Origin of the sequence: Trichococcus collinsii, from assembly GCF_900107505.1 — a bacterium.
Classification (GTDB): Bacteria; Bacillota; Bacilli; order Lactobacillales; family Aerococcaceae; genus Trichococcus; species Trichococcus collinsii.
On the sequence record NZ_FNQH01000003.1, the window covers coordinates 452,418 to 473,398 of the forward strand.

General features: G+C 42.1%; 17 protein-coding genes. All 17 read left to right on the forward strand.

Translation table 11 applies throughout. The features are described 5' to 3' along the window. Positions 1–4 precede the first annotated feature (4 nt). The 17 genes from BLV66_RS09610 to BLV66_RS09690 all read left to right on the forward strand — a co-directional run bounded on the left by BLV66_RS09610 (position 5) and on the right by BLV66_RS09690 (position 20,949). Positions 5–2,098 (forward strand): NAD-dependent epimerase/dehydratase family protein, encoded by a 2,094-nt coding sequence (locus tag BLV66_RS09610; protein WP_086985884.1) that lies wholly within the window; start codon positions 5–7, stop codon positions 2,096–2,098. Further along, the gene (locus tag BLV66_RS09615; protein ID WP_086985885.1) at positions 2,095–3,009 is read left to right on the forward strand and encodes a hypothetical protein; all 915 of its coding nucleotides are present in this window, start codon (positions 2,095–2,097) and stop codon (positions 3,007–3,009) included. Before BLV66_RS09610 ends, BLV66_RS09615 begins: the two co-directional genes overlap by 4 nt. Continuing rightward, positions 2,996–4,795 (forward strand): DUF2194 domain-containing protein, encoded by a 1,800-nt coding sequence (locus tag BLV66_RS09620; RefSeq protein WP_086985886.1) that lies wholly within the window; start codon positions 2,996–2,998, stop codon positions 4,793–4,795. Before BLV66_RS09615 ends, BLV66_RS09620 begins: the two co-directional genes overlap by 14 nt. Continuing rightward, a complete protein-coding gene (gene pelF / locus BLV66_RS09625; protein WP_086985887.1) occupies positions 4,792–6,228 on the forward strand; it encodes a GT4 family glycosyltransferase PelF in 1,437 nt (478 codons plus the stop codon). Before BLV66_RS09620 ends, pelF begins: the two co-directional genes overlap by 4 nt. Then, the gene (gene pelG, locus BLV66_RS09630) at positions 6,216–7,670 is read left to right on the forward strand and encodes an exopolysaccharide Pel transporter PelG (RefSeq protein ID WP_176974206.1); all 1,455 of its coding nucleotides are present in this window, start codon (positions 6,216–6,218) and stop codon (positions 7,668–7,670) included. Before pelF ends, pelG begins: the two co-directional genes overlap by 13 nt. After that, positions 7,667–9,433: a CotH kinase family protein gene (locus tag BLV66_RS09635; RefSeq protein ID WP_086985889.1), complete on the forward strand. Its 1,767-nt coding sequence runs from the start codon at positions 7,667–7,669 to the stop codon at positions 9,431–9,433. Before pelG ends, BLV66_RS09635 begins: the two co-directional genes overlap by 4 nt. After that, positions 9,414–11,060: a CotH kinase family protein gene (locus BLV66_RS09640; RefSeq protein WP_176974207.1), complete on the forward strand. Its 1,647-nt coding sequence runs from the start codon at positions 9,414–9,416 to the stop codon at positions 11,058–11,060. Before BLV66_RS09635 ends, BLV66_RS09640 begins: the two co-directional genes overlap by 20 nt. A gap of 9 nt (positions 11,061–11,069) precedes the next feature. Continuing rightward, complete coding sequence (locus BLV66_RS09645) at positions 11,070–11,804, forward strand: polyphosphate polymerase domain-containing protein (protein ID WP_086985891.1); 735 nt, start codon at positions 11,070–11,072, stop codon at positions 11,802–11,804. Positions 11,805–11,806: 2 nt separating this feature from the next. Next, positions 11,807–12,481 carry a DUF4956 domain-containing protein gene (locus BLV66_RS09650; protein WP_086985892.1) on the forward strand — a complete coding sequence of 225 codons (675 nt, stop codon included), beginning with the start codon at positions 11,807–11,809 and terminating at the stop codon, positions 12,479–12,481. Positions 12,482–12,529: 48 nt separating this feature from the next. Next, positions 12,530–14,026, forward strand: a complete 1,497-nt coding sequence (locus tag BLV66_RS09655) for a sensor domain-containing diguanylate cyclase/phosphohydrolase (RefSeq protein WP_086985893.1) — start codon at positions 12,530–12,532, stop codon at positions 14,024–14,026. A gap of 185 nt (positions 14,027–14,211) precedes the next feature. Further along, positions 14,212–14,637 carry a hypothetical protein gene (locus BLV66_RS09660; RefSeq protein WP_143033125.1) on the forward strand — a complete coding sequence of 142 codons (426 nt, stop codon included), beginning with the start codon at positions 14,212–14,214 and terminating at the stop codon, positions 14,635–14,637. Beyond that, positions 14,582–15,073 (forward strand): prepilin-type N-terminal cleavage/methylation domain-containing protein, encoded by a 492-nt coding sequence (locus tag BLV66_RS09665; protein ID WP_086985895.1) that lies wholly within the window; start codon positions 14,582–14,584, stop codon positions 15,071–15,073. Before BLV66_RS09660 ends, BLV66_RS09665 begins: the two co-directional genes overlap by 56 nt. Positions 15,074–15,082: 9 nt before the next feature. After that, entirely contained in the window at positions 15,083–16,558 is a 1,476-nt protein-coding gene (locus tag BLV66_RS09670) for a PilX N-terminal domain-containing pilus assembly protein (protein ID WP_086985896.1), read from the forward strand. Between the two features lie 17 nt (positions 16,559–16,575). Then, positions 16,576–18,201 carry a GspE/PulE family protein gene (locus BLV66_RS09675; RefSeq protein WP_086985897.1) on the forward strand — a complete coding sequence of 542 codons (1,626 nt, stop codon included), beginning with the start codon at positions 16,576–16,578 and terminating at the stop codon, positions 18,199–18,201. Next, positions 18,194–19,231 carry a type IV pilus twitching motility protein PilT gene (locus BLV66_RS09680; protein ID WP_218131831.1) on the forward strand — a complete coding sequence of 346 codons (1,038 nt, stop codon included), beginning with the start codon at positions 18,194–18,196 and terminating at the stop codon, positions 19,229–19,231. The genes BLV66_RS09675 and BLV66_RS09680 overlap by 8 nt, the downstream gene beginning before the upstream one ends. A 35-nt stretch (positions 19,232–19,266) precedes the next feature. Continuing rightward, positions 19,267–20,475 (forward strand): type II secretion system F family protein, encoded by a 1,209-nt coding sequence (locus tag BLV66_RS09685; protein ID WP_218131832.1) that lies wholly within the window; start codon positions 19,267–19,269, stop codon positions 20,473–20,475. Between the two features lie 138 nt (positions 20,476–20,613). Next, complete coding sequence (locus BLV66_RS09690; protein WP_086985899.1) at positions 20,614–20,949, forward strand: prepilin-type N-terminal cleavage/methylation domain-containing protein; 336 nt, start codon at positions 20,614–20,616, stop codon at positions 20,947–20,949. Positions 20,950–20,981 lie beyond the last annotated feature (32 nt).

The window sequence follows — 20,981 nt, forward strand, 5'->3', positions numbered from 1 at the left end:
AGAGATGAAAATAATTATTTTTAATGCAGATACAAGCCAAGGAAGACTGTTTGCCATGAAATTTAGACGAGCTGGGCATCGGGTTGTTTCCACCCACCAGCAAGAGCAATCTAATGATAGAGAACTTATTTCGATGAGTAAAGATGGCGTATATCAAGCCAAATTTCAGGAAAAGATTGCTGATGTGCTGAAATATGAATCCCCAGAGATGATTGTTTATTTACATTCGGACGCAATCCGTACAGAAGAAGATGCTCGAAAAGAAATAGCCATGATGACATTATTGACGCAAGAATCAGCCACTCAAACGGTCAAAAAATTTTTGTATCTATCCTCATTGGAAGTATATGGTAATGAACAGCGTGCCGATAAAAATGAGAACACTATCCCAAATCCTGTTTCGTTAGCGGGGAGGACGATGATTGCGTGTGAGAATCTTCTGAATAGTTTTCGGAATGAAGAACATTTGCTGAATGTGATTTTTAGAATCGGTGAAACGTGGGCTGAAGATAACCTTTCTGAAGATGTTAGCAGCATTCTGTATGCAGTGAATACAGGTGATTCCCTTACCGAAGAACTCGCTGCAAAGGAAATAATTCCTGTTTCCCAAGGGGATTTAGCTGATGCGGTATTGAAATCCATAAACGAAAATGTGCACGGTATCTACGATATATGCGGACTTGAAGTCATGACGGGGTCGGAGCTTTATAACAAGTTGGCTGAAAAAATTGGCTCGCAAGTGATGATGCGAGAGGTGAAACCTGTAACCTTTGTGCCATCCTGCAAGAAAGCCTTGCATGAAATCGGATGGGTCCAGCTTCATGAAACGAAAGAAATGCTGGATATGCTTGTGAAACAAACGCTCGTGGACGAACCTGTGAGGGTCGTAAAGGGCAAATTAGTCGGTTTCAAGAGTAAAAATTTTCAAAATTTTGTTGCCCATACCTTTCTTTTTGGCTTAGTTGCAGCTGGTCAGCAACTAAGCCCCTTGGATTTAGGGGTTGATCCTCTCCTCATCTATATAATAGCAGCAGCAGCCTTTGGGGGGATATCTCATGGAATATATGCAAGTCTTCTGACGATTGGGTATCATATCTATGAAATGGGGCAAATGGGATATGGTCCGAGCGCACTTATTCTGCATTATACATTTTTAATTGACAATCTTTTATACGTAACGATTGCCCTTACCGTTGGATATGTGATTGAAAGAAAAAATAGCGCTCTTTTGAAAATGAAAACAGAGACAGTTTATCTTTCTGGCGAGAACAGCCAATTGTACGAAATTAATGGAGAATTAGCAACTTCAAAACAGTATCAGGAACAAAAATTGGTGGGATATGAAAATGGGATATCGAAATTATACACCGTTTTCGAATCGCTTGAAATGAAGTCAGTGACAGAAGTACTATTCAACATCCCGAAAGTTTTTAAGGAGCTTACAGGAGAACGAAATATCAGCATATATATTATTCAGAAGCAGTCCGGATTCATGCGGAGGTTTGTCTTTACAGGAAAACCAAGCACGATTATTCCTTCAACTTTTCGCTATGTGAATATGGAAGGCTATAAACGGGTAATCGACATGAAAGAGGTTTATTTGAACAGATATTTGGATAGTGAAATGCCGAGCATTATTGTTCCGATCGTGGTCAATGAAGAAGTTATTGCTATAACCGTAATTGAGGACTATCCATTCGAAAAATTTACGCGTTACTATTTGAACTTGATTCAAATTAGTGGAAAGATAATCAATAGCTTTGGGCAGAAAGCAGCAATCAGACAAGAATTCATCTCGGAAATTATCTACGAAGACATCACCACTATCATGAAAAAATCTTTTTTCAAAGCATCCTATGAAACTGCTCTTAAAGCCTCGAAGGAAACAACATTTCATTTTGCGGTATTAGAAATCAAAGCCAGTGATGAGGATCAAAAGAAAGTTGATAAAATCCGCAGTGTATTGCGAGATGTTGATGAAATCGGCAGACTTGAAAACGGGAACATTGGGATTCTTCTATATGGTGCGAATAATGATAACATCGGTGTCATCCAAGACAGGATCAAATCTTTGGGAATTGAGAGTAGCGTACTATGAGAACAGTGGAGACGTATTTACTGTATGGATTGGTGCTGTACTACAGCGTGTTAGTGTTGGTTGCTGTTGTGATGTTCCTAAGAAAAAATAAAGTGAGCAGGTCAATGGCTTACGAATGGATAATTATGTTCTTACTTCCATTTTCAGGCTTATTCTATTTGAAATTCCCGATTTTTGATTCGCAGAATACAGCTGGTTTAGATAGTTTCAGCAGTGAGTCTAAGCAGAAGCGCCAGAAAATATATATTACCGATGTTGCTAAAGACAAGGAAATCATTTCGATCCAAGATGTATTAGCAATCAATAGTGTCTATGAGAAGCGGAATGTTGTGATGGATTTATTTTCTTACGACTCAGCGCAGTACGTTAAAGAACTTCAGGTTGCTCTCATGGACTCGGACACCGAAGTTTCCCACTACGCTTCGGCTGCAATTGTTGGGATGAAGGACAGACTTGAAGGAAAGATGTTTTCCACTAAAAAAGACTTTGGAAGCAATCCATCAGATGAGAATGCTCACAGATATCTTGTTTCGATAAAGGCATATATTGAAAGTGGCGCCTTGAATGTAAGTATGATACGCAAGTATGAGAGGAATTTTTGTATGTTCATGGAGGAATGGGAAGAACATGATTCTACCCATAAACAAGAATGGTTCCCGATTTATCTGGAGTATCTTACGCACTTGGGCGATAGTGAAAAAGCGCTGATATTAGCTGAGCGTTTTGTTAAAGAGACAAAAAGTCAGGATGCTTATATCGCAGCACTAAAAGCAACTCATTCATTTCAAAAAACCAATGATTTCCAAAGGTATTTGTCCGAATTAAGGAAAGAGAATATAGTATTCACCGATTATCATTACGATATTTTGCAGTTCTTTTTGCAGAACGAGGTGAAGGATGACAAATCATGAAATTAAATTCGCAAAAACACTTGTTATTTTGACTATTTTTACAGTGATTATTATGATTTTCCAACTATCGCGGATGGGCATTCTGGATAATGCGCAGTATGACCAAACCGCGAATGAAGAATCTTTGCCAGCTGTATCGAAACTGGAGGAATCGACTATCCAGAAGGATACCCCTATAATCGGAATCCTGACGGACGAAGGGGATCCAAATAAAAAATATTTGGTGGATGGTATGGAGCAGTATCTGGTACATCTGGATTACCGATACGAATACATTGATGTGAGCGAAGTGTCGAAGCTTGATCAATACGATATGCTGATGGTATTCCTTACTGATTTTGATGAAGGTCAGTTTATGAATGCCGTTATGGAATATGTACGTTCTGGTAAGCTTGCTTACTTTCCTTATCTGCCGTTTGATAAAAACTTATTTTCCAGTAATCTAAGAAAATTGGGCGTCCTTGAGAGTAAGTATGAGGATTTCTCGATCGATCAGATACAAGACTTTGGCGGCATTTTGGGAGAAGCAAACGAAATATACGAGATTCCACGTACCGTCAATCTGGCTATTAAACTTCGCTTGGCTGCAGATTGTGAAATGTTGCTTGAATCCGATGGAAATCCTTTGTTATGGTCCATGGATTATGGCGAGGGAACCTTTTTGGTAAGCAGTTCTGAATTTCTGGCTTCTTCAGAAAGTAGAGGGGTGTTAGCTTATGCGTTGTACCAAGGATTATTCCAGCCAAATGATAAAGCGATGGTACAGCCGTTCTACAATGTATCGACGACCGTGCTGCAAGATATTGTTTTGCCGGATAAAATCAATGATAGCAACATTTTATCGCAAGCAGGTGTGGATCAAGACAACTTTACCTTAAACCATTATTTTAAGTTATTCAAGGATATTTCAGAATCGTATGGTGATAAAATCAGCATGAGCTACACCGTTGATTACAGCGAATTGTTTAATGAAAAACTTCCGGAAACCCTTCAAAAATCCCAGTTCCGCTTGTACACTTCCCAAATTTTTGGAATGGGAGGGGACATCCTGTCCGGTGGATATTCTAATCATCCGCTCGGGTTAAAAGGTGAATTGGAGCAGATCGGCTATTTTATACCTTGGAAAAATAAAAAGCAGATGAAGGAATCAATTGAAGTTGCCAAGAGTTATCTGGGCGATGTTTACAAAGGGTATCCATTAACCTCTTATATACCACCCCAGGGGCGAATCGGACAAGAAAGTTTGAGTCGCATCGATGATTTGTTTCCGGATGTCGAGACGGTGATCAATCGTTACGTCATTGAATACCCGGATCAGTTGTTGGGAGATTTCACTACCCTAAACGATGGGAATCAGTATCTCTATACAATCACTTCAGAAAATGGTGCAGCGCAATGGGGGACAATGAATGCGATAGGATCCTTGGGAATCAGCTCTTTTGGCTTCCATTCCCAAAGGTTATATACTGATTCCATTGATTTTCAAGACTTCACTGCTGATGTTGAACGAGCCTATGAACTCGAGCAGGCATACTCATTAGAGAAGAGAACTCCTGAACAGGCCGCTAAAATAGTTGAGCAGTATCAAAATATGACGTTCAACTACGAACAAGATGCGCAAGGCTTAGAATATGAAATTGATTTTTTTGTTGAAGGGTCAGCTTTTTTGCTTCGTTCTGATAAGACTCCAGTTTCGGATGATGCGAAAATTAAGAGTATCGGCAATTATCATATTATCTACCCGGATTTTTCTAAAGGGTATATCCGGTGGAAGGAGTCCTTATGAAAATTTGTATATTGTGCGAAGGTAGTTATCCTTACGTGGTAGGAGGTGTTTCATCTTGGGTTCAGCAACTGGTAAAACTCTTTCCAGAACATGAGTTTTTTATCTACGCTATTGCAGCTGACGAATCCATGAAAGGGGACTTTAGATACGAGCTGCCTGAAAATATCGGCTTCGTCCAAGAAGTATTCCTGAATGATGCCTATCAAGAACAGCCGGCTCAGGTGCAACGCACTAGTAAGGGTAAGCTGCAGCCTTGGCAGGTAGAGGCATTCACAAAATTGGTCATGGGCGAGGTTGAACATTGGGATTCCATTTTCGACTTTTTTTTGCGCCAGCAAAGGCCTGTAGCGCAGTTCTTGATGAGCAAAGAGTTTTATTCGATCACGCAAGGTATTTATCAGGAGCATCACCAAATGGCAGTCTATTCGGAATTTTTATGGACAATGCGCTCAATGTACCTTACTCTTTTTCACATTTTGAATAATCCACCCGAACAAGCAGATATTTACCACGCTGTTTCTACTGGTTATGCCGGGATAGCAGCTGCTCTGGGCAAGCGAAAGTGGGGTGGGAAGATGCTGCTTACGGAGCATGGCATCTACACCCGGGAAAGAGAAGAGGAAATCATAAAAGCAGATTGGGTTCCTGCGGACTTTAAACAGCTTTGGATTCATTACTTTAAAAACCTGTCAAAAGCAGCGTATATGAAATCCGACCGTATTCTCGCATTGTTTGATATGAATAATGCTCTTCAGATAGAATTAGGGGCCGATCCAATCAAGTGTGATTTCATTGCAAATGGAATCAATGTTAAGAACTTTTCAGTTTTGCCACAAAAAGAGGATTCCAACATTCTGAATGTTGGAGCGATCATCAGGGTGAGCCCAATCAAAGATATAAAAACAATGCTCTATGCATTTGATCTGGTCAAACAAAAAATGCCTCAGACACACTTCTACCTTATGGGACCGAATGATGAAGACCCCGAGTATTACAAAGAGTGCCTTGAACTTTTGGAAGAATTAGGAACAGAAGATGTTGCTTTTACCGGTAGAGTGCAAGTCCGTAACTACATCGGCAAAATGGATATTCTTGTTCTTTCTTCATTGAGCGAGGCACAACCGCTAGCCCTGATGGAGGCTATGGCTGCTGGGAAACCATGTGTGTCAACCAATGTCGGAAGTGTCCGTGAATTATTGGAGGGCAGTACGGCAGATACGCTGGGTAAATGCGGTCTCTTAGCGCCGATCATGAACTACGAAAAAATAGCCAGCAATATCATTCAGTTACTTGAAAATCCGGAAATGGCTGCTGCTTTTGGCGAAGTAGGAAAAATAAGAATTGAAAAATATTATAGTGAACACAAATTTATTACTGCTTATCGTGAACTTTATCAATCATTGGGAGAAGGCGAAATACTTTGGCAGGAATAGGTTTTGAGCTAAAAAAAATATATAAGAAAAATACAGTTGCTGCGCATATAAGAGGAGGCTTTTACTCCATTTTTGTTACGATCGGGCATGTACTGATTACGCTAGGGGTATTGATGATCGTAAAAACAGTACTGCAGGACAGCTTCAATTCGGTCCACTTAGAACAACTGTATTCTGCAATAGTTGTCTATTCATTTATATTTCCGCTCATCTTCACTTCAGGAATCACTATTGTCCTCTCCAGGTATATCGCAGATAAGTTATGGAATAGGAAGAATGAAGATATTGCTTCTTCTATTTTAGGTGTCATGACTCTTTATATTGCTGTATTTTCTTTGCCGGGAATACTCTTGCTAGGGAGCGCGCAAGATTTACCGCTGATCCTAAAGATCGTTTCTTATTTATTGTATATGCAGATGGGATTAATTTATCTCTTGATGACGTATGTATCTGCATTGAAAAACTACAAAGAAATTGCGCAAAGTTTTATCATTGGGATGGGAACGGTTATCGGATTGGTTTTGATCACGAGAAACTTTCTTTATCAAAATGAGGATATTGTTGTTTATCTCATTTTTTACTTTGCGCTGGGTACATTGCTTACTTTGATAGGCTTGTATACGGCTGTAAGAAAAGTTTTCCGCCAAATGAATGGAAATTATTTCGAATTTCTCTTGTACTTTAAAAAATATCCAAAACTTTTTTTCTCGAATGTAGCCTATACGGTGACGATGTATGCTCATAATTTTTTGTTTTGGAGCTATTCTGCCACAAAACAACAGGTTTCAGTGTTCTATTTCTCTGAAGCTTTTGATTTGGCTACTGCCTTCGCAGTCTACTCGATCTTGCCGGCTGCCGTTCTTTTCGTAGTCCGTACAGAGGTTTTTTTCTACGATACCTATCGCGCATATCTTGATGCAATCAATTATGGAACAGGATCTGAAATAAAGAAGCGAAAGCAAGAGATGGAGCGGAGTATGTGGGAAGAATTCTTGTACAGCATGGAAGTGCAAGGTCTGATTTCTATGATTTGCTTAATAATAGGTATGTTGCTTTTTAAGCAGGTAGGCGCTCCCTCACTGACACTTGAAGTCTTTCCTTATTTGGTGTTTGGAATCTACTTATTGTATTTCTCCTTTTTGGGAGGAACATTGATGCAGTATTTTGAAAATTATGACGACAGTATGCGAAGCTTTTTACTGGGATTGTTTCTAAATCTCATCTTCGGACAGCTCACATTGATGATGGGTAGAGAATTTTATGGGCTGGGTGTGGTTTTCTCGTCCTTCTTGACGCTATCTTATACCATGATTAAGCTACGGGAAACACTTCTGGAAATTGATTTTGTAATTTTTACAAATGGTGCATTAAGACCGTCGCTAACTCGAGGAAGATTAGAAAAATTTGTGGAAGCTCTGAATGATGGGGTGGAGAAAGAATGAGACGATTTTTGAATAGATATAAGCTTGAGCTCGCTGCCCTGCTTGTTTTAGGGATGGGTGTGAGTCTGTTTTATTTTTTTGCCGATCTTAACAGCTCGGAGTCAGAACAGGAGCCTGAAATCGGCATCCCAACCAACATCTCTTATGACACAACGCTGGAAGATAAACTGGGCTTATATAAGGAAGAGGATCAATTTAAAGTTTACGAAGTCTATCTGACGGTTTATACCGGCTTGGACAGCAAGAGCGGTGAGATGTTCGATCTGACGGGCCTCAATCAAATAAATGGCACCACGTTTGATCCGGAACTGAAAGTCAATGTATTTGTAAAGGATCCTGATACTGGTGAGGTAGTGGCGGGGGAACAAGACGAGAGCATCAACGGAACGATCGAATTACGCGGACAAAGCGCTCGGAGTTTTGAACAGAAATCTTTCAAGGTCAATCTGTCGAAGCAAACGCTATTATTTCAAGGGCAACAAAAATTAAATCTTAACAAGCATATTTCTGATGATACACGGGTCACGCAGAAGTTTGCATTTGATTCAATGATAGGCCTGCCGAACTTCACCAGTGTCCGGACTAATTTTATGCATGTGCAAATAAAAGACGGTACGGATCCAGATGCAGCGTATGTCGACTACGGCCTATTTACGCATGTTGAAAATGTGGATGATGATTATCTGAAGGTTCGCACCCTCAATGAGAATGCGACATTTCTGAAACCTGTGGACTTTGCTTTTACGGTAGCTGAAGCTGAACAAGTTCATTCGAAGCTGGATGCAGAGTTGGTTTTGAGAGATATCAATCGGCCCGGAGATGAAAAGTTGCTGGAGATGATCATGGCCATTAATGAACCGGGAACGGAATTCAATGGAAATTTTGACTATTACTTTGATCATGACAACTATTTGACCTGGATAGCTTTGAATATCCTGCTGAATAACTATGATACGATGTCCCGCAATTTTTTGCTTTATTCGCCATCGAACGTCGACAAGTGGTATTTCTTACCGTGGGATTATGACGTCTCGATGATCAGTCCTTCTGAATGGGAAACATCTGAATATGCTAAATGGTTTGGTCTGCAGCGGTACTGGGGTGTTTCCTTGCACCGGAAATTTTTTCAGACGCCGGAAAACGTCGTTGCCCTCAGTGAGAAGATTGATAGCTTATATCAAGCCATGATGCAGGATGGAATTGAAGAAAAAGCCCAGAGATACAGGGACATCTATGAAAAATATGTCATGAATTCTGAAGCAGATCGTGCCTATTTGGAAGAGGCGAAGGGTGAAGAACTTTCGGATATTTTAGAGCATATCAGTCAGTTGCCGGCTACCTTAAGTCATAACTACACTACCTATTATGAACGACTAGAAGCGCCGATGCCATTTTATCTGGATACTATTTCAAAAGAAGCTGATGCTATCGCAATGAACTGGGAAGATGCTGTTGACTTGCAGAATGATGTGCTTTCGTATGAGGTATCCATTTTCACAAATCCGGATGATCCTGCCTCTTCAAGTGTCTGGTCCCAGACGACCACGAGTAATCACGTGCTTGCGGAAAAGGTAGTATTGGCTGGTGGGATTTATTATTGGCAAGCTGTTGCTGTGGATAACAATGGAAACAGGCAGTTTTCCTTTGATCGCTGCGAGTTGGAGCCTGGCTATCAGGAATTAGTGAGGTTTGGGATGAAGAAATTTTCGGTGCAAAATGGAGTAATCGAGGAGGCTGATGTCAGTGAAATACAATTACAATAAAAAGCATTCCAAAAAATTCCTGTTGCCCGTGCTGTTGCTGCTATTGTCGGGCTGTGCCGAGGACTACCTTTATGATGCGAGCGCGTATTATGATGAAGAAAGCTGGAACGCAGAGGCATCTGTCTTAAACGGCGGCGCTTTAAAAGAAGATAAGGGCATCTATGACGTGTACGAGGATGATTTGGAACACCTTTACTTAAAAGTTCAGCCAGGAAAAGATGCGGAGAAAGGGGATGTTTTCTCTTTTTCTTATCTACAAAATTATTCAGAAGGCGATGTCACAGGAGTCGAGCCCTATACGGATGTCATTTTGACGGAAGGCGATGATTCGGCACCGACATCCGTGACTGGGTTTGGATTCGGAGAATTCACAGCGAACGCGAAGTTGACTGTTAAAGGAAATACGGACCGTATTGAATCGCGTTCCTGGCAGCTGAAATTATATGACCGAGCCGGTCTTTATGAAGGCATGAAGTCGTTCAATCTGATTAAAAATAATGATGATGCTTCGCGGATGAAGATCAAGCTAGGTTTGGACTTAGCCAGTCAGCTTGATAGTGTGGCCAGCTTAAGAAGCAAGTTTGTGCGTCTGTTTGTCTACGATACAACCGAAGGCGGCCTACTCCAATGGGAGGATATGGGCATCTACACTTTAGTGGAGCAACCCAATAAAACTTTTTTGAGAGCCCATGGATTGAACGAAAATGCTGCGTTGTACCGAGCCAAGAATTTTCGTTTTGAACAACAAACTGAAATTCGTACGATGGACGATCCAGCTTATGATGAAGAAGCATTTGAATCTGTACTCGGCATACGTGAAGCAACCGATCATAGCAAATTGATGGAGGTGTTGGATGTCATCAACGATCCTGAAGTGACGAGTGAAGCGCTCTTGTCCGGTTCCTTCAATGAGGATAATCTATTGACGTATGCAGCCCTCAGTATTTTGATGGGAAATGTCGAAGGCACTGTGACGGACTATTTGATCTACAGTCCGGAGAACAGTCAAACCTGGTATTTCATACCTGAAGATTTCCGGAATGCTTTCGAAATTCCAGAGTGGCAAAGTTATGCCTACTTGATGAACAACAAGGTGTTCAGGATATACTTGAAAGAGGAAGAAAACCGCATGAAGCTCAGTGAAAAAGTCGCTGAGATCCGATTGACGCTGACCGATGAACGGATAACGAAAATCATCGCAGGCTATACAAAGCAGCTCTTGTCTTACATTTATAGTATGCCGGAAATCATCCAGCTACCGATTCCGGCTGCAGATGTGGAACCTTATATTTCATCATTGGTCGATAATATAGCGCAAGCGGACGACATCAATTATGCAGTTCTCCCTCCGTATATCGAAACGTACATACGTAAAGGCGATACTGTCTCGTTACGCTTCGATTCCCAAGAAAATCTGACGTATTATGCGGAAATATCTGCAGACAGGCGTTTTTCAGGAATCACCGAGACTATTCTAATCAACGAGGGCCGCTTCGAATATGGGATGGCGGGCAGTTACTACTTGAGAGTCGTCGGTGTAACGGCGGATGGAGAGCGTATTGTGTGCGGAAATATCTCTTTGGATGGACTCGGAAGGACCATTTACGGCGGTGTGGAAATCAATTAGGAGGTAGACATGCATTTTAAAGGGAAGCAACTTCGACACGAATTTAAATACTACATCAATTATCATGAATACACATATCTTAAAGCAAGGTTGGAAGGGATAATGGCATACGACAAAAACAGCGGCAAAGACGGCTATCATATCCGCAGCCTTTATTTTGATGATCTCTATGACACTGCAATGAATGAAAAATTAAGCGGTGTCCAATTCAGGCAAAAATACCGCATCAGAATTTATAACAAGGAAGATAATATCATTAAGCTGGAGCGTAAAGAAAAATTCAGCGATACGATTTCCAAACAGTCGTTGACACTTTCAAAAGAACAGTTCTACCATATAATCGAAAATGATAACATTGATTTCCTATTACATTCGGAAAAAGAAATGCCGCAACAGATGTTTTGGCATATCCGGACGAGACAATTGGCTCCCGCGGTTGTAGTGGATTATCAGCGGGAAGTCTTCACTTGTGAAGAAGGGAATGTCCGGATTACATTTGATAAAAATCTGGAGGCCGGCATAGATACCGCAGATATTTTTGATCCGAAAATGACAATAGTCAAAGCATTTCCACCTGAAGCTTTGATATTGGAAGTTAAATATGATGACTATATTCCGGATTATATTTTGAATGCGCTCCAGATTCATTCCCACAAAAAAGAAGCAATTTCAAAGTATGTATATTGTCGAATGGTCCAATTAAAGTGGAATCCAGCTAGACGTGTTTTAAGAAAGGAAAGATAACAATGGAGACATTTTCTGATATTTTCAAAAAAAGTTTTTTGGAAGGCTCGGCTACCCAAATCAGTATTCCGGGGATTTTTTTAGTGCTGGGTTTGTCACTCGTGGTGGCAGGATACATCTATATCGTTTATAAAAAATGCTACATCGGGGTCATCTACAGTCACAACTTCAATGTAGCCCTTGCGATGATGACAATCATTTCCTCTATGATCATTGCAACGATTTCATCGAACATCACGCTTTCCTTGGGGATGGTTGGTGCGTTATCCATTGTACGTTTCCGGACGGCGATAAAAGATCCGATTGACTTGATCTTTTTGTTTTGGGCTGTTGCCGCAGGGATCACTGTGGGGGCCAGGTTATGGGTAATGGTCTTGTTAGGGAATCTTTGCATCGGATTAGCTTTTATTTTCATGACAAAATTAAAAAGAAAAAATGTTATATATCTGTTGGTGATTTCTTACGAAGACGATGCGTTCCCGGCTGTAAATGCAATATTGCAAACATTCAATTCTATACTGCGCTCGAAAATATCCAGAAATGGCCTGACTGAAATGACAGTCGAAATAATCATGAACGATGAAAACACTCAATTTACCGAGAAGCTGACCGCCATCGAGAACGTTCATTCTGTGTCATTAGTGACCTATAGCGGTGAATTTGCTCAGCAAACGTGACATATGAATGATTTGAATGCACCGGGAACGTGATTATAGGAGGATAAAATGGCAGCTGGATTTCAAGAAAGTGACTCGGATAAACTTGGTTCGGTAATTAAGATCGATACCCATAAGGACATCACAGTGCAAAACCAAATAGAAAATAATCTGAGAGAGGAAAATATCGAACTGCAACGCTATGTCTCAGTGACAAAAGATTTATTCTGTATTTTTTCATTCGGTGGAAAAATCATCAAAATCAATCGGGCATGGCGCGAATTATTGGGTTACAAAGATTCACAGATGATTGGCAAGAGTATTTTTGAAATCATCGTAAATGATGATGTGTATGCTACAAAATTTGCTATCAGTGAGTCAGTGAAATCTGGTGGGCTTGATAAATTTGTCAACCGCGTCCTCAGCCATAAGGGAATAATCCGTTACTATGAGTGGCGTGTGAAAGTTTTTGGAAATCAGATATATGCATCAGGACGCGATATTTCAGATCTGATTATGACGCGGGAAAAACTCGAGTACTATCATAACAGAGATCCATTAACAGGGATGTATCAGCGCAGTTTTATCCAATCTTCATCCGAGGCGATGGTTCTGCCCTATCAACTGCCTCTTAGCGTCATTTTTGTTGATCTGAATGGGTTGAAACTGATCAATGACTCTTATGGACATGATCAAGGGGATGAATTACTGCGCACGATTTCACAGAAAATGTTAAGTTATCAACGGGAAGGCGATATTTTCGTCCGTTATGGTGGAGATGAGTTTGTGTTGTTGCTCCCGTATACATCTTATGATGTTGCCTGTTCACTTGCTGACAAAATAAAAAATAGCAATACTTTAAAAATTTCCGGGAGATTCCCATCGGAATGGGTTTCTATTTCATTGGGGGTTGCAACAAAGACAGGGATAGAAGACTCTGTTGAAGACATCATTTTGGAAGCAGATAGATTGATGTACGAAGACAAGTTACGCAAAAGCCGGAAACACAAGAATTCGATTATTGAAGGTATCAAGTCGAATCCAAGGTTGTTAAGAAAATGGGATCCGATGCACGCGGAAAATGTTGCCGACCATGCCGGAAAGATTGCAGAAAAAATGGAACTTGAGCCATATTTACAGGAACTAGTGAAGAAAGCCGCCTTAGTGCATGATATCGGAAAAATCACTATACCGTCAAAAATTCTCAATAAGGACTCTTCATTAACTCAAAAAGAATTAGAGCAAATCAAACGCCATCCTGAATCGGGATACCAAATTCTTCGGTCCGTAGATGAATACGCATCTGTTGCGATGATCGTCTTGTCCCATCATGAGTGGGTAGATGGATCAGGATATCCAGAAAAATTGAAAGGAGAGGACATTCCTTTAGCTTCCCGAATCATCGCAGTTGCCGATTCATATGATGCAATGACCAGTGGGCGTACCTATACCGACTGCAAAACAATGGAAGAAGCTATTCAAGAATTAAGAGCATGCGCAGGGTCCCAATTCGATCCTGAAGTTGTTTCCGTATTCATAGAAAAAATACTTCTTTATGGAGATTAATGAGGCTGTTTCCGATGCCGTATTCTGATGTAGGAGAACAACTGTTTTCCATGAACTCAATATCATTGACAGTCAATCGTTAAGATAATATACTCATTAATAACATTTTTAACAAAATTGTTGTATTCTGAGATTGGGAAAGCGGGCCGTATATATAAATATATTTCCAAAGAGGGAAGAAGACCATGAAATGTTGGTATAGAAAACAAATGAAAGGTATGTTATCAGGAGAAGAGGCAATGACGCTCGTCGAGGTGTTGGCATCCATTCTGCTGCTGTCGCTTATCATCACAACTTTTTTATCTTTTTTTATTCAAGCGGCAAAAATAAATAATCAGACCGATACTGTCAATGAAGCAACTTTTATCGCCCAAGAACAAATCGAATTACTTACCTACTATTCAGAGACAGAGACTGTGGAAGAAACGCTGAAACTGATCAAGACTGAAAGCCCAAGCACCAACTCCGGATTCCAGACTCAATCAGAAGTGTTCAAAAAATCAGGTGAGACACTCTACACAGGAACTGTGACGGTTTCCAAGGAAGGGAAAGCTTATGCACAAATGGAAACGCGGCTGTCATTTCGTACAGCAGAAGATCTCGAAGATTAGTCTACGGAACGAGTCAGGAATGACGCTCATAGAACTGTTGGCCAGTATTGCGCTGCTTTCGTTGGTGCTTTCGTTGGTGGGGGCTGTACACCTGTTTGGCCAAAAGCAATATCTGACGCAATCTTATTCCGCTCGTCAATCAAATGATTTCGCTTACACGCTTTCTGTCATTTCCAGAGAAGTGCGCAAGACGCCTTTTGCTGATATCACGATATCAGAATCAGGGGATACCCTCTTAATTGACGGTGCCGAGGAATTTAGTCAAAAAGGCGCACAGCTTGTGAACAATAATGATCAAGTTTTGGCAGAGGATGTTGAGGACTTCGTTGTCACTCCCGATGCTGAAACAAAGAGCGTCAAAATCGTATTGAAAAGTTTGTCAGAAATGAATAGCCAGCCAAAAGAATACCAGACTACGATTTATTTCAGAAGGTGAGTGGATGGGATGGGAATCAAGCATCTCCGAAAGGACGAAAAAGGCAGTGGCCTGGTTTTGACATTAATGGTGCTTCTCGTGCTATCGGTACTTGGTGTTTCAATCGGAACACTCACGCTCGGCAGCTATCGTCTGAGTGATGCCAACCGCGATGATACATCAGCTTATTATGTGGCAGAGGCAGGAGCCGTTGCTGCTTATGAAGAGATTCAGAGTAAAGTGTTGGGCGCTTATGAAAATAATGCAACAGAAGGCTCCTTCTATAATCAGGTGTCAACCATTGTGACCTCACAAAATGGGCAGGCCTCTGTTGATTTTGGGGAACAGTTCGGCACTGAGCCTACTGCCAAAATCGCAACAGTGAAAAAAGACTCAAAAACCTACACCATTACTTCCATCGGAGAAGTGGATGGGAAAAAAAGAACCGTCACTAAACAATTCACGGTGACCTGGGTCGAGAAAAACACAGGAGGAGGCGGTGGATTACCGACACTTCCTGCAAATGCAGCTTTGTTAACACAAGGAAAGATTGAAATTACCAATGGTACGTTACAAGGCAATCTATATATTAATTCTGTGGAACCGAAATCATTCCAAATCTCAGGCAATCCCACTTTTACATCAGCAACGTTGTTTTACTCGAATAAGACAACAGCGGAAGAGTTACTGGATTATCCATCTTGGTATAACAAATTGCCAAAATTGGAAGCTAAAGATGAGGTGTGGGATTTTGGAACTTATCCTGGATTGTTGAATCAGATTTCTGCACCCAATATGACCGAAAAGCTACCAGTTAAAAAAATGGGGACTCATATGGTTCAGGATGTGGACGGCAACGTAAAGGTCACAAACTATCAAGCGGTTGGATACGAACTTAAGTTAGAATCAGACGTTTATATTCCGGAAATGACAAGTAACTCGAACCGGAGTTTTTCAATCGATACTGGCGGCTTCAATCGTACGATTTTGGTCGATGCACTAGATCTGGGTGGGGATATTCATATTGAAGGTGAAGGGACGCTAACAATTGTTGTTAAAAATTCATTTAACATTAACAATGGAGGCGTTTCTTTCAATAAGGATGGATCCCAAAGTAAACTTTCGTTAGTTTATTTAGGAAATAGTGAGTTGGATTTGGGGAAAATTAAACAAATAAACGGAAATGTGATTGTAAAAAATGCTGGTGTAAAAACGAATAATACTATCATTAATGGAGTCTTCCTGACTGGAGGCAGCACTGTTCAGCTGTCTGGTGGGGGGGCAGGCTCCAACATGATGCTTATTGCGCCGAATGCGGCTGTCACGTTAACGGGCTCCTATTCAATAAATGGTACGGTTGTCGCAAAAACATTCGAAATGGGGGGCGGTACGAGGCTGTCTTATCAAGCCATCAATACGACTGGCTTTCCGTTCGGGTCGACGGCGCCTGCTGCTGATCCGGAGCAGGAAGACATCATCAGCTCAGATCCAATCATAGAAAACTAGCAGAAAGGTGGGAGAACGTGGCGGATTTTAGGAAGAAAAAACTAGGGGATTTATTGAAAGAAGCGGGTCTCATTACGGAACTGCAGATTGTGGAAGCACTCAGCATGAAAAAGCAGGACGGGAAATTAGGTGATCTGCTGGTTGATCAAGGGTACATCACCGAGAAACAACTGCTGGATGCACTGGAAATCCAATTGAAATTAGAAAGTGTGTCCTTGTACCAATATCCGATCGATATATCTGTAGTAGAGCTGATATCAAAAGATTTTGCACGATCGAAATTATTGCTTCCGATCAAAAAAGAGAATACCCGCTTGATTGTAGCGATGAATGATCCGCTGGACTTCTATGCCATAGAGGAGCTGGAATTTTCTACTGGTTATGCCGTCAGGCCGGTGATAGCGACACGAGATGACTTACTGCAGACAATCAACCGTTTATACGACTCAAAAGAAGTGAGTATTGAGTATGTTGAGGGTGAGGATGCTCCAGCAGTAAGGATCTTCAATCAACTGTTGGAAACAGGTGTATCGCTGCGGGCATCTGATATTCATCTGGATCAGACGGAACGCCAAGTATCCGTTCGATACCGCGTGGATGGGCTGCTTCGGAATGAGCGTCCTTTGCCGAAAACCTTGATGAACGCTTTGGTTGCTCGGATCAAAATCATAGCGGGATTGAACGTTACGGAGACGCGCCTGCCCCAGGATGGTCGTATCAGCACAACAGTTTTGGGTAAACGGGTGAATTTGCGGGTAGCTACCTTGCCGACGGTTTTTGGTGAAAAAATTGTGCTGCGGATATTGGATATCTCCAACATGTTCAGAAAAGTCGAGGATATCGGCCTGGAGGGTGATATTTTAGCCGATTATCGGGAATTGATTGCCCAGCCGTCGGGATTGATCTTGTTGACAGGCCCGACAGGTTCAGGGAAAACGTCTACGCTGTACGGCTCCATCAATGAACTGAACCATCCAGAAAGTAATATCATCACGATCGAAGACCCGGTTGAATATCAACTCGAGGGCATCAATCAAGTTCAAGTCAATGCCCAGATTGGACTGACTTTCGCGACCGGATTGCGTTCCGTCTTGCGTCAAGATCCGAATATCATCATGGTGGGGGAAATTCGGGATAAAGAAACGGCGGAGAACAGTGTGCGTGCGGCTCTGACGGGCCATTTGGTGTTTAGCACGCTACATACCAACAGCGCCATTGAGGCCATTCCCCGCTTGCTTGATATGGGGATCGAACCCTACTTGATTGTATCTGCCTTGAGTGGTGTCGTAGCGCAACGGCTTGTCAAAACCATCTGTAAAGATTGTGCCGACACCAGAGAAGCAACGCCGGTAGAGCGGGAAATCTTTGAACGGCGCAATCAGAAAATCGACACGATCACCTTCGGCAGGGGCTGTGATGTTTGCCGTAATACCGGATACCGGGGGCGGATGGCCATCCATGAATTGATTGTGATCACGGAAGAAATAAGGCAGCTGATGATGAATCAGGCGTCCATCCAGGAAATCAAGCAGCATATCAAGCAACAAGGTATCCGCTTTTTGGTTGACGATGGCTTGATAAAAGTGAAGGCAGGCAAGACGACGTTGGAAGAGGTGTTGCGGGTTGCTTCAATCAATGAATAAAAAGACGGAAACAATGGAACAATTGGATACGATATTAATCGCCGCATATGAAAAAAAAGCTTCCGATGTCCACCTTGTCGTAGGCTCTGCGCCTGTCTTCCGGGTGGATGGAAAGCTGATTCCCCAAAAACAAGCTTCCCTTGTGCCTCAAGATACGGAGCAGTTTGCGAAAACTTGCCTTAGCCAAGACTCGTGGGAGGTGCTGGAACAGAAACGGGAAATTGATTTTTCTTACGACATTGCAGGCATTGCCCGCTTCCGTGTGAACGTGTTCTACCAACGCAATGCGCTTTCGCTTGCTTTCCGAATCATTTCCAAAGAAATCCCCAGTGTGGAAAGTTTAGGTATTCCCGCCATCGCCAAAAAATTGGTTCAACAACCACACGGACTTTTCTTGGTTACCGGTCCAACCGGCAGCGGGAAAAGCACTTCTTTGGCGGCGCTGATCGATTATGTGAACGAAACGATGAACCGACACATCATTACATTGGAGGATCCCATCGAATATTTGCATGTGCATAAACAATCCCTCATTGAACAAAGGGAAGTCGGGTTTGATACCTTATCATTCAAAGATGGTCTGCGTGCGAGTTTGCGCCAAGATCCGGATGTCATTCTGGTGGGGGAGATGCGCGATATGGATACCATCTCCACAGCCATCACGGCATCGGAAACGGGCCATTTGGTTTTGGGGACGCTGCATACTTCGGATGCAGCCGGCAGCATTGAACGGATGATCGACGTTTTCCCGGTAGGGCAAAGGGATCAGATCCGTTTGATGCTGGCGAATGTACTCTTGGGCATCTTGTCGCAGCGGCTGCTGCCGACCAAGAAGGCTGATGGTCGCGTGGCGGCGACCGAAATGTTGATCAACAATGCAGCAATCAAGAATTTGATCCGGGCTGAAAAAATGCATCAAATCCCCAATGTGCTGCAGACATCCCTTGATCAAGGCATGCACACGATGGATATGAGCATCAAGCGGCTCGTTGAAGAAGAAACAATCAGCCGTTCGCATCTATTACTATAGTAGAAGAAAAAATCATTGAATATGGAAGGAGGGTAATGATGGCCGTTTTTGCCTACAAAGCCAAAACAAGAGAAGGAAAACTGATGAAGGGGAAAATAGAGAGCACCAATAAAAAAGAAGCCCTGAATGAACTCAAGCACATGGATCTGATCGTCTTTGAAGTGGATGCGCTGAATGCTGTTTTGAACAAGGATATCACTTTGCGTACCTCTTTGAAATCAAAGGATTTCATCGTTTTTTTGAGACAGTTTTCCTCTTTGACGAATGCAGGCATCTTGCTTGTCGACGCTTTGGACCTGCTCGCTGTCCAATCAACGAGCCTTGCCCTGAAAGAAGCATTGGAAGAATTGTCCGAGGAAATAAGGGAAGGGGTTGCCTTGTCTGAAGCGATGGCCAAAAAGCCGAAATTGTTTCCTGAATTATTGATTCATATGATTCACTCGGCCGAAGTGAGCGGGCGTTTGGAGGAAGTGCTCCAACAAATGGCGGACTATTATGAAAAGCAGCACCGCATCAAGCAGAAAATCACGACAGCCATGACCTATCCGCTTGTTGTAGCGGTGTTGGCCTTCTTCATCACAGCCTTCCTGTTGGTGTTCATCGTGCCGATATTCGGGGATATGTTTGCATCCATGGGTAGCGAGCTGCCTCCGATTACGCAAATCGTCCTGACATTGAGTGGTTTGGTTCAGCGTTATTGGTGGATGGTGCTCTTGTCGATGGGTATGCTTGTCGCAGGCATCATTCAGCTTGGGAAAAAAGATCAGGTTGCATATGTGTTCGATGTGGTGCAACTGAAGATTCCTATTCTGGGGACTTTCTTGCAGAAAACGCTGTTAGCGCGTATGACGCAGACGTTAAGTTCCTTGATCAACAGTTCCGTCCCGATTCTGCAGGCCATCGAAGTGACCAGTAAGGTAGTGGGCAATCGCGTGGTTGAAAACGTGCTGTTGCAGGCACAAAAAGATGTCGAGCAAGGCGAATCTTTGGCTAAGCCGATGGTCGATCATTGGTTTTTCCCGCCGCTGATCATTCAGATGATCCAAGTCGGGGAATCGAGTGGGGAGTTGGACGAGATGCTGAAAAAAGTTTCAGAAATCTACGACCAGGAAGTGCAGGAGTCGTCCGACAAACTGCAAGCATTGATCGAACCGATCATGATTATGATTCTTTCCGGCATTGTTGGTGTGATTGTGCTTTCCATCGTTATACCGATGTTCAGCATGTTTGAAACTTTCGGATAATTTAGAGCTGAATATATTGCATGTGCAAAATAATTGTTGTATGATTTGAATTAGAAATAAACTTCTGTTGGTTTAAGAAGTGAGTTTTTTTAGTAAACAAACAGGGATAAAATAGAACTGAAAACGGAGGAAAAAAATATGAGAAATCAAATCAAACAGTTGTTGAAAAAAGAAGGCGGCTTTACATTAGTTGAATTACTTGGGGTTATCGTGATCTTGGGGCTAATCATTGGTATCTCGATTCCTTTGATCGGGAATGTGATTGCAAAAGCTGAAGGAGATACGACAGCTGCTCAAGAAGAGTTGGTTATCGATGCTGCGAAAATGTACGAGTTACAAACAGCTGATATAGATGCTGATGGAATAACTACTACTGAGTTAATAGCTGCAGGTTTCCTTGAGTCTGATTTTGATGGTGATTTGACAGTGACGAAAACAACTGTTGATGGAAAGATAACGTACGAAGTAGATTAATCGTAACACCAACTTAAATACGTAGAAAGACT

Coding starts and splice junctions, on each gene's coding strand:
- BLV66_RS09610 (WP_086985884.1), top strand. CDS start 5: ATGAAAATAATTATTTTTAATGCAGATACAAGCCAAGGAAGACTGTTT.
- BLV66_RS09615 (WP_086985885.1), top strand. CDS start 2,095: ATGAGAACAGTGGAGACGTATTTACTGTATGGATTGGTGCTGTACTAC.
- BLV66_RS09620 (WP_086985886.1), top strand. CDS start 2,996: ATGACAAATCATGAAATTAAATTCGCAAAAACACTTGTTATTTTGACT.
- pelF (WP_086985887.1), top strand. CDS start 4,792: ATGAAAATTTGTATATTGTGCGAAGGTAGTTATCCTTACGTGGTAGGA.
- BLV66_RS09635 (WP_086985889.1), top strand. CDS start 7,667: ATGAGACGATTTTTGAATAGATATAAGCTTGAGCTCGCTGCCCTGCTT.
- BLV66_RS09645 (WP_086985891.1), top strand. CDS start 11,070: ATGCATTTTAAAGGGAAGCAACTTCGACACGAATTTAAATACTACATC.
- BLV66_RS09650 (WP_086985892.1), top strand. CDS start 11,807: ATGGAGACATTTTCTGATATTTTCAAAAAAAGTTTTTTGGAAGGCTCG.
- BLV66_RS09655 (WP_086985893.1), top strand. CDS start 12,530: ATGGCAGCTGGATTTCAAGAAAGTGACTCGGATAAACTTGGTTCGGTA.
- BLV66_RS09660 (WP_143033125.1), top strand. CDS start 14,212: ATGAAATGTTGGTATAGAAAACAAATGAAAGGTATGTTATCAGGAGAA.
- BLV66_RS09665 (WP_086985895.1), top strand. CDS start 14,582: ATGCACAAATGGAAACGCGGCTGTCATTTCGTACAGCAGAAGATCTCG.
- BLV66_RS09670 (WP_086985896.1), top strand. CDS start 15,083: ATGGGAATCAAGCATCTCCGAAAGGACGAAAAAGGCAGTGGCCTGGTT.
- BLV66_RS09680 (WP_218131831.1), top strand. CDS start 18,194: ATGAATAAAAAGACGGAAACAATGGAACAATTGGATACGATATTAATC.
- BLV66_RS09685 (WP_218131832.1), top strand. CDS start 19,267: ATGATGGCCGTTTTTGCCTACAAAGCCAAAACAAGAGAAGGAAAACTG.
- BLV66_RS09690 (WP_086985899.1), top strand. CDS start 20,614: ATGAGAAATCAAATCAAACAGTTGTTGAAAAAAGAAGGCGGCTTTACA.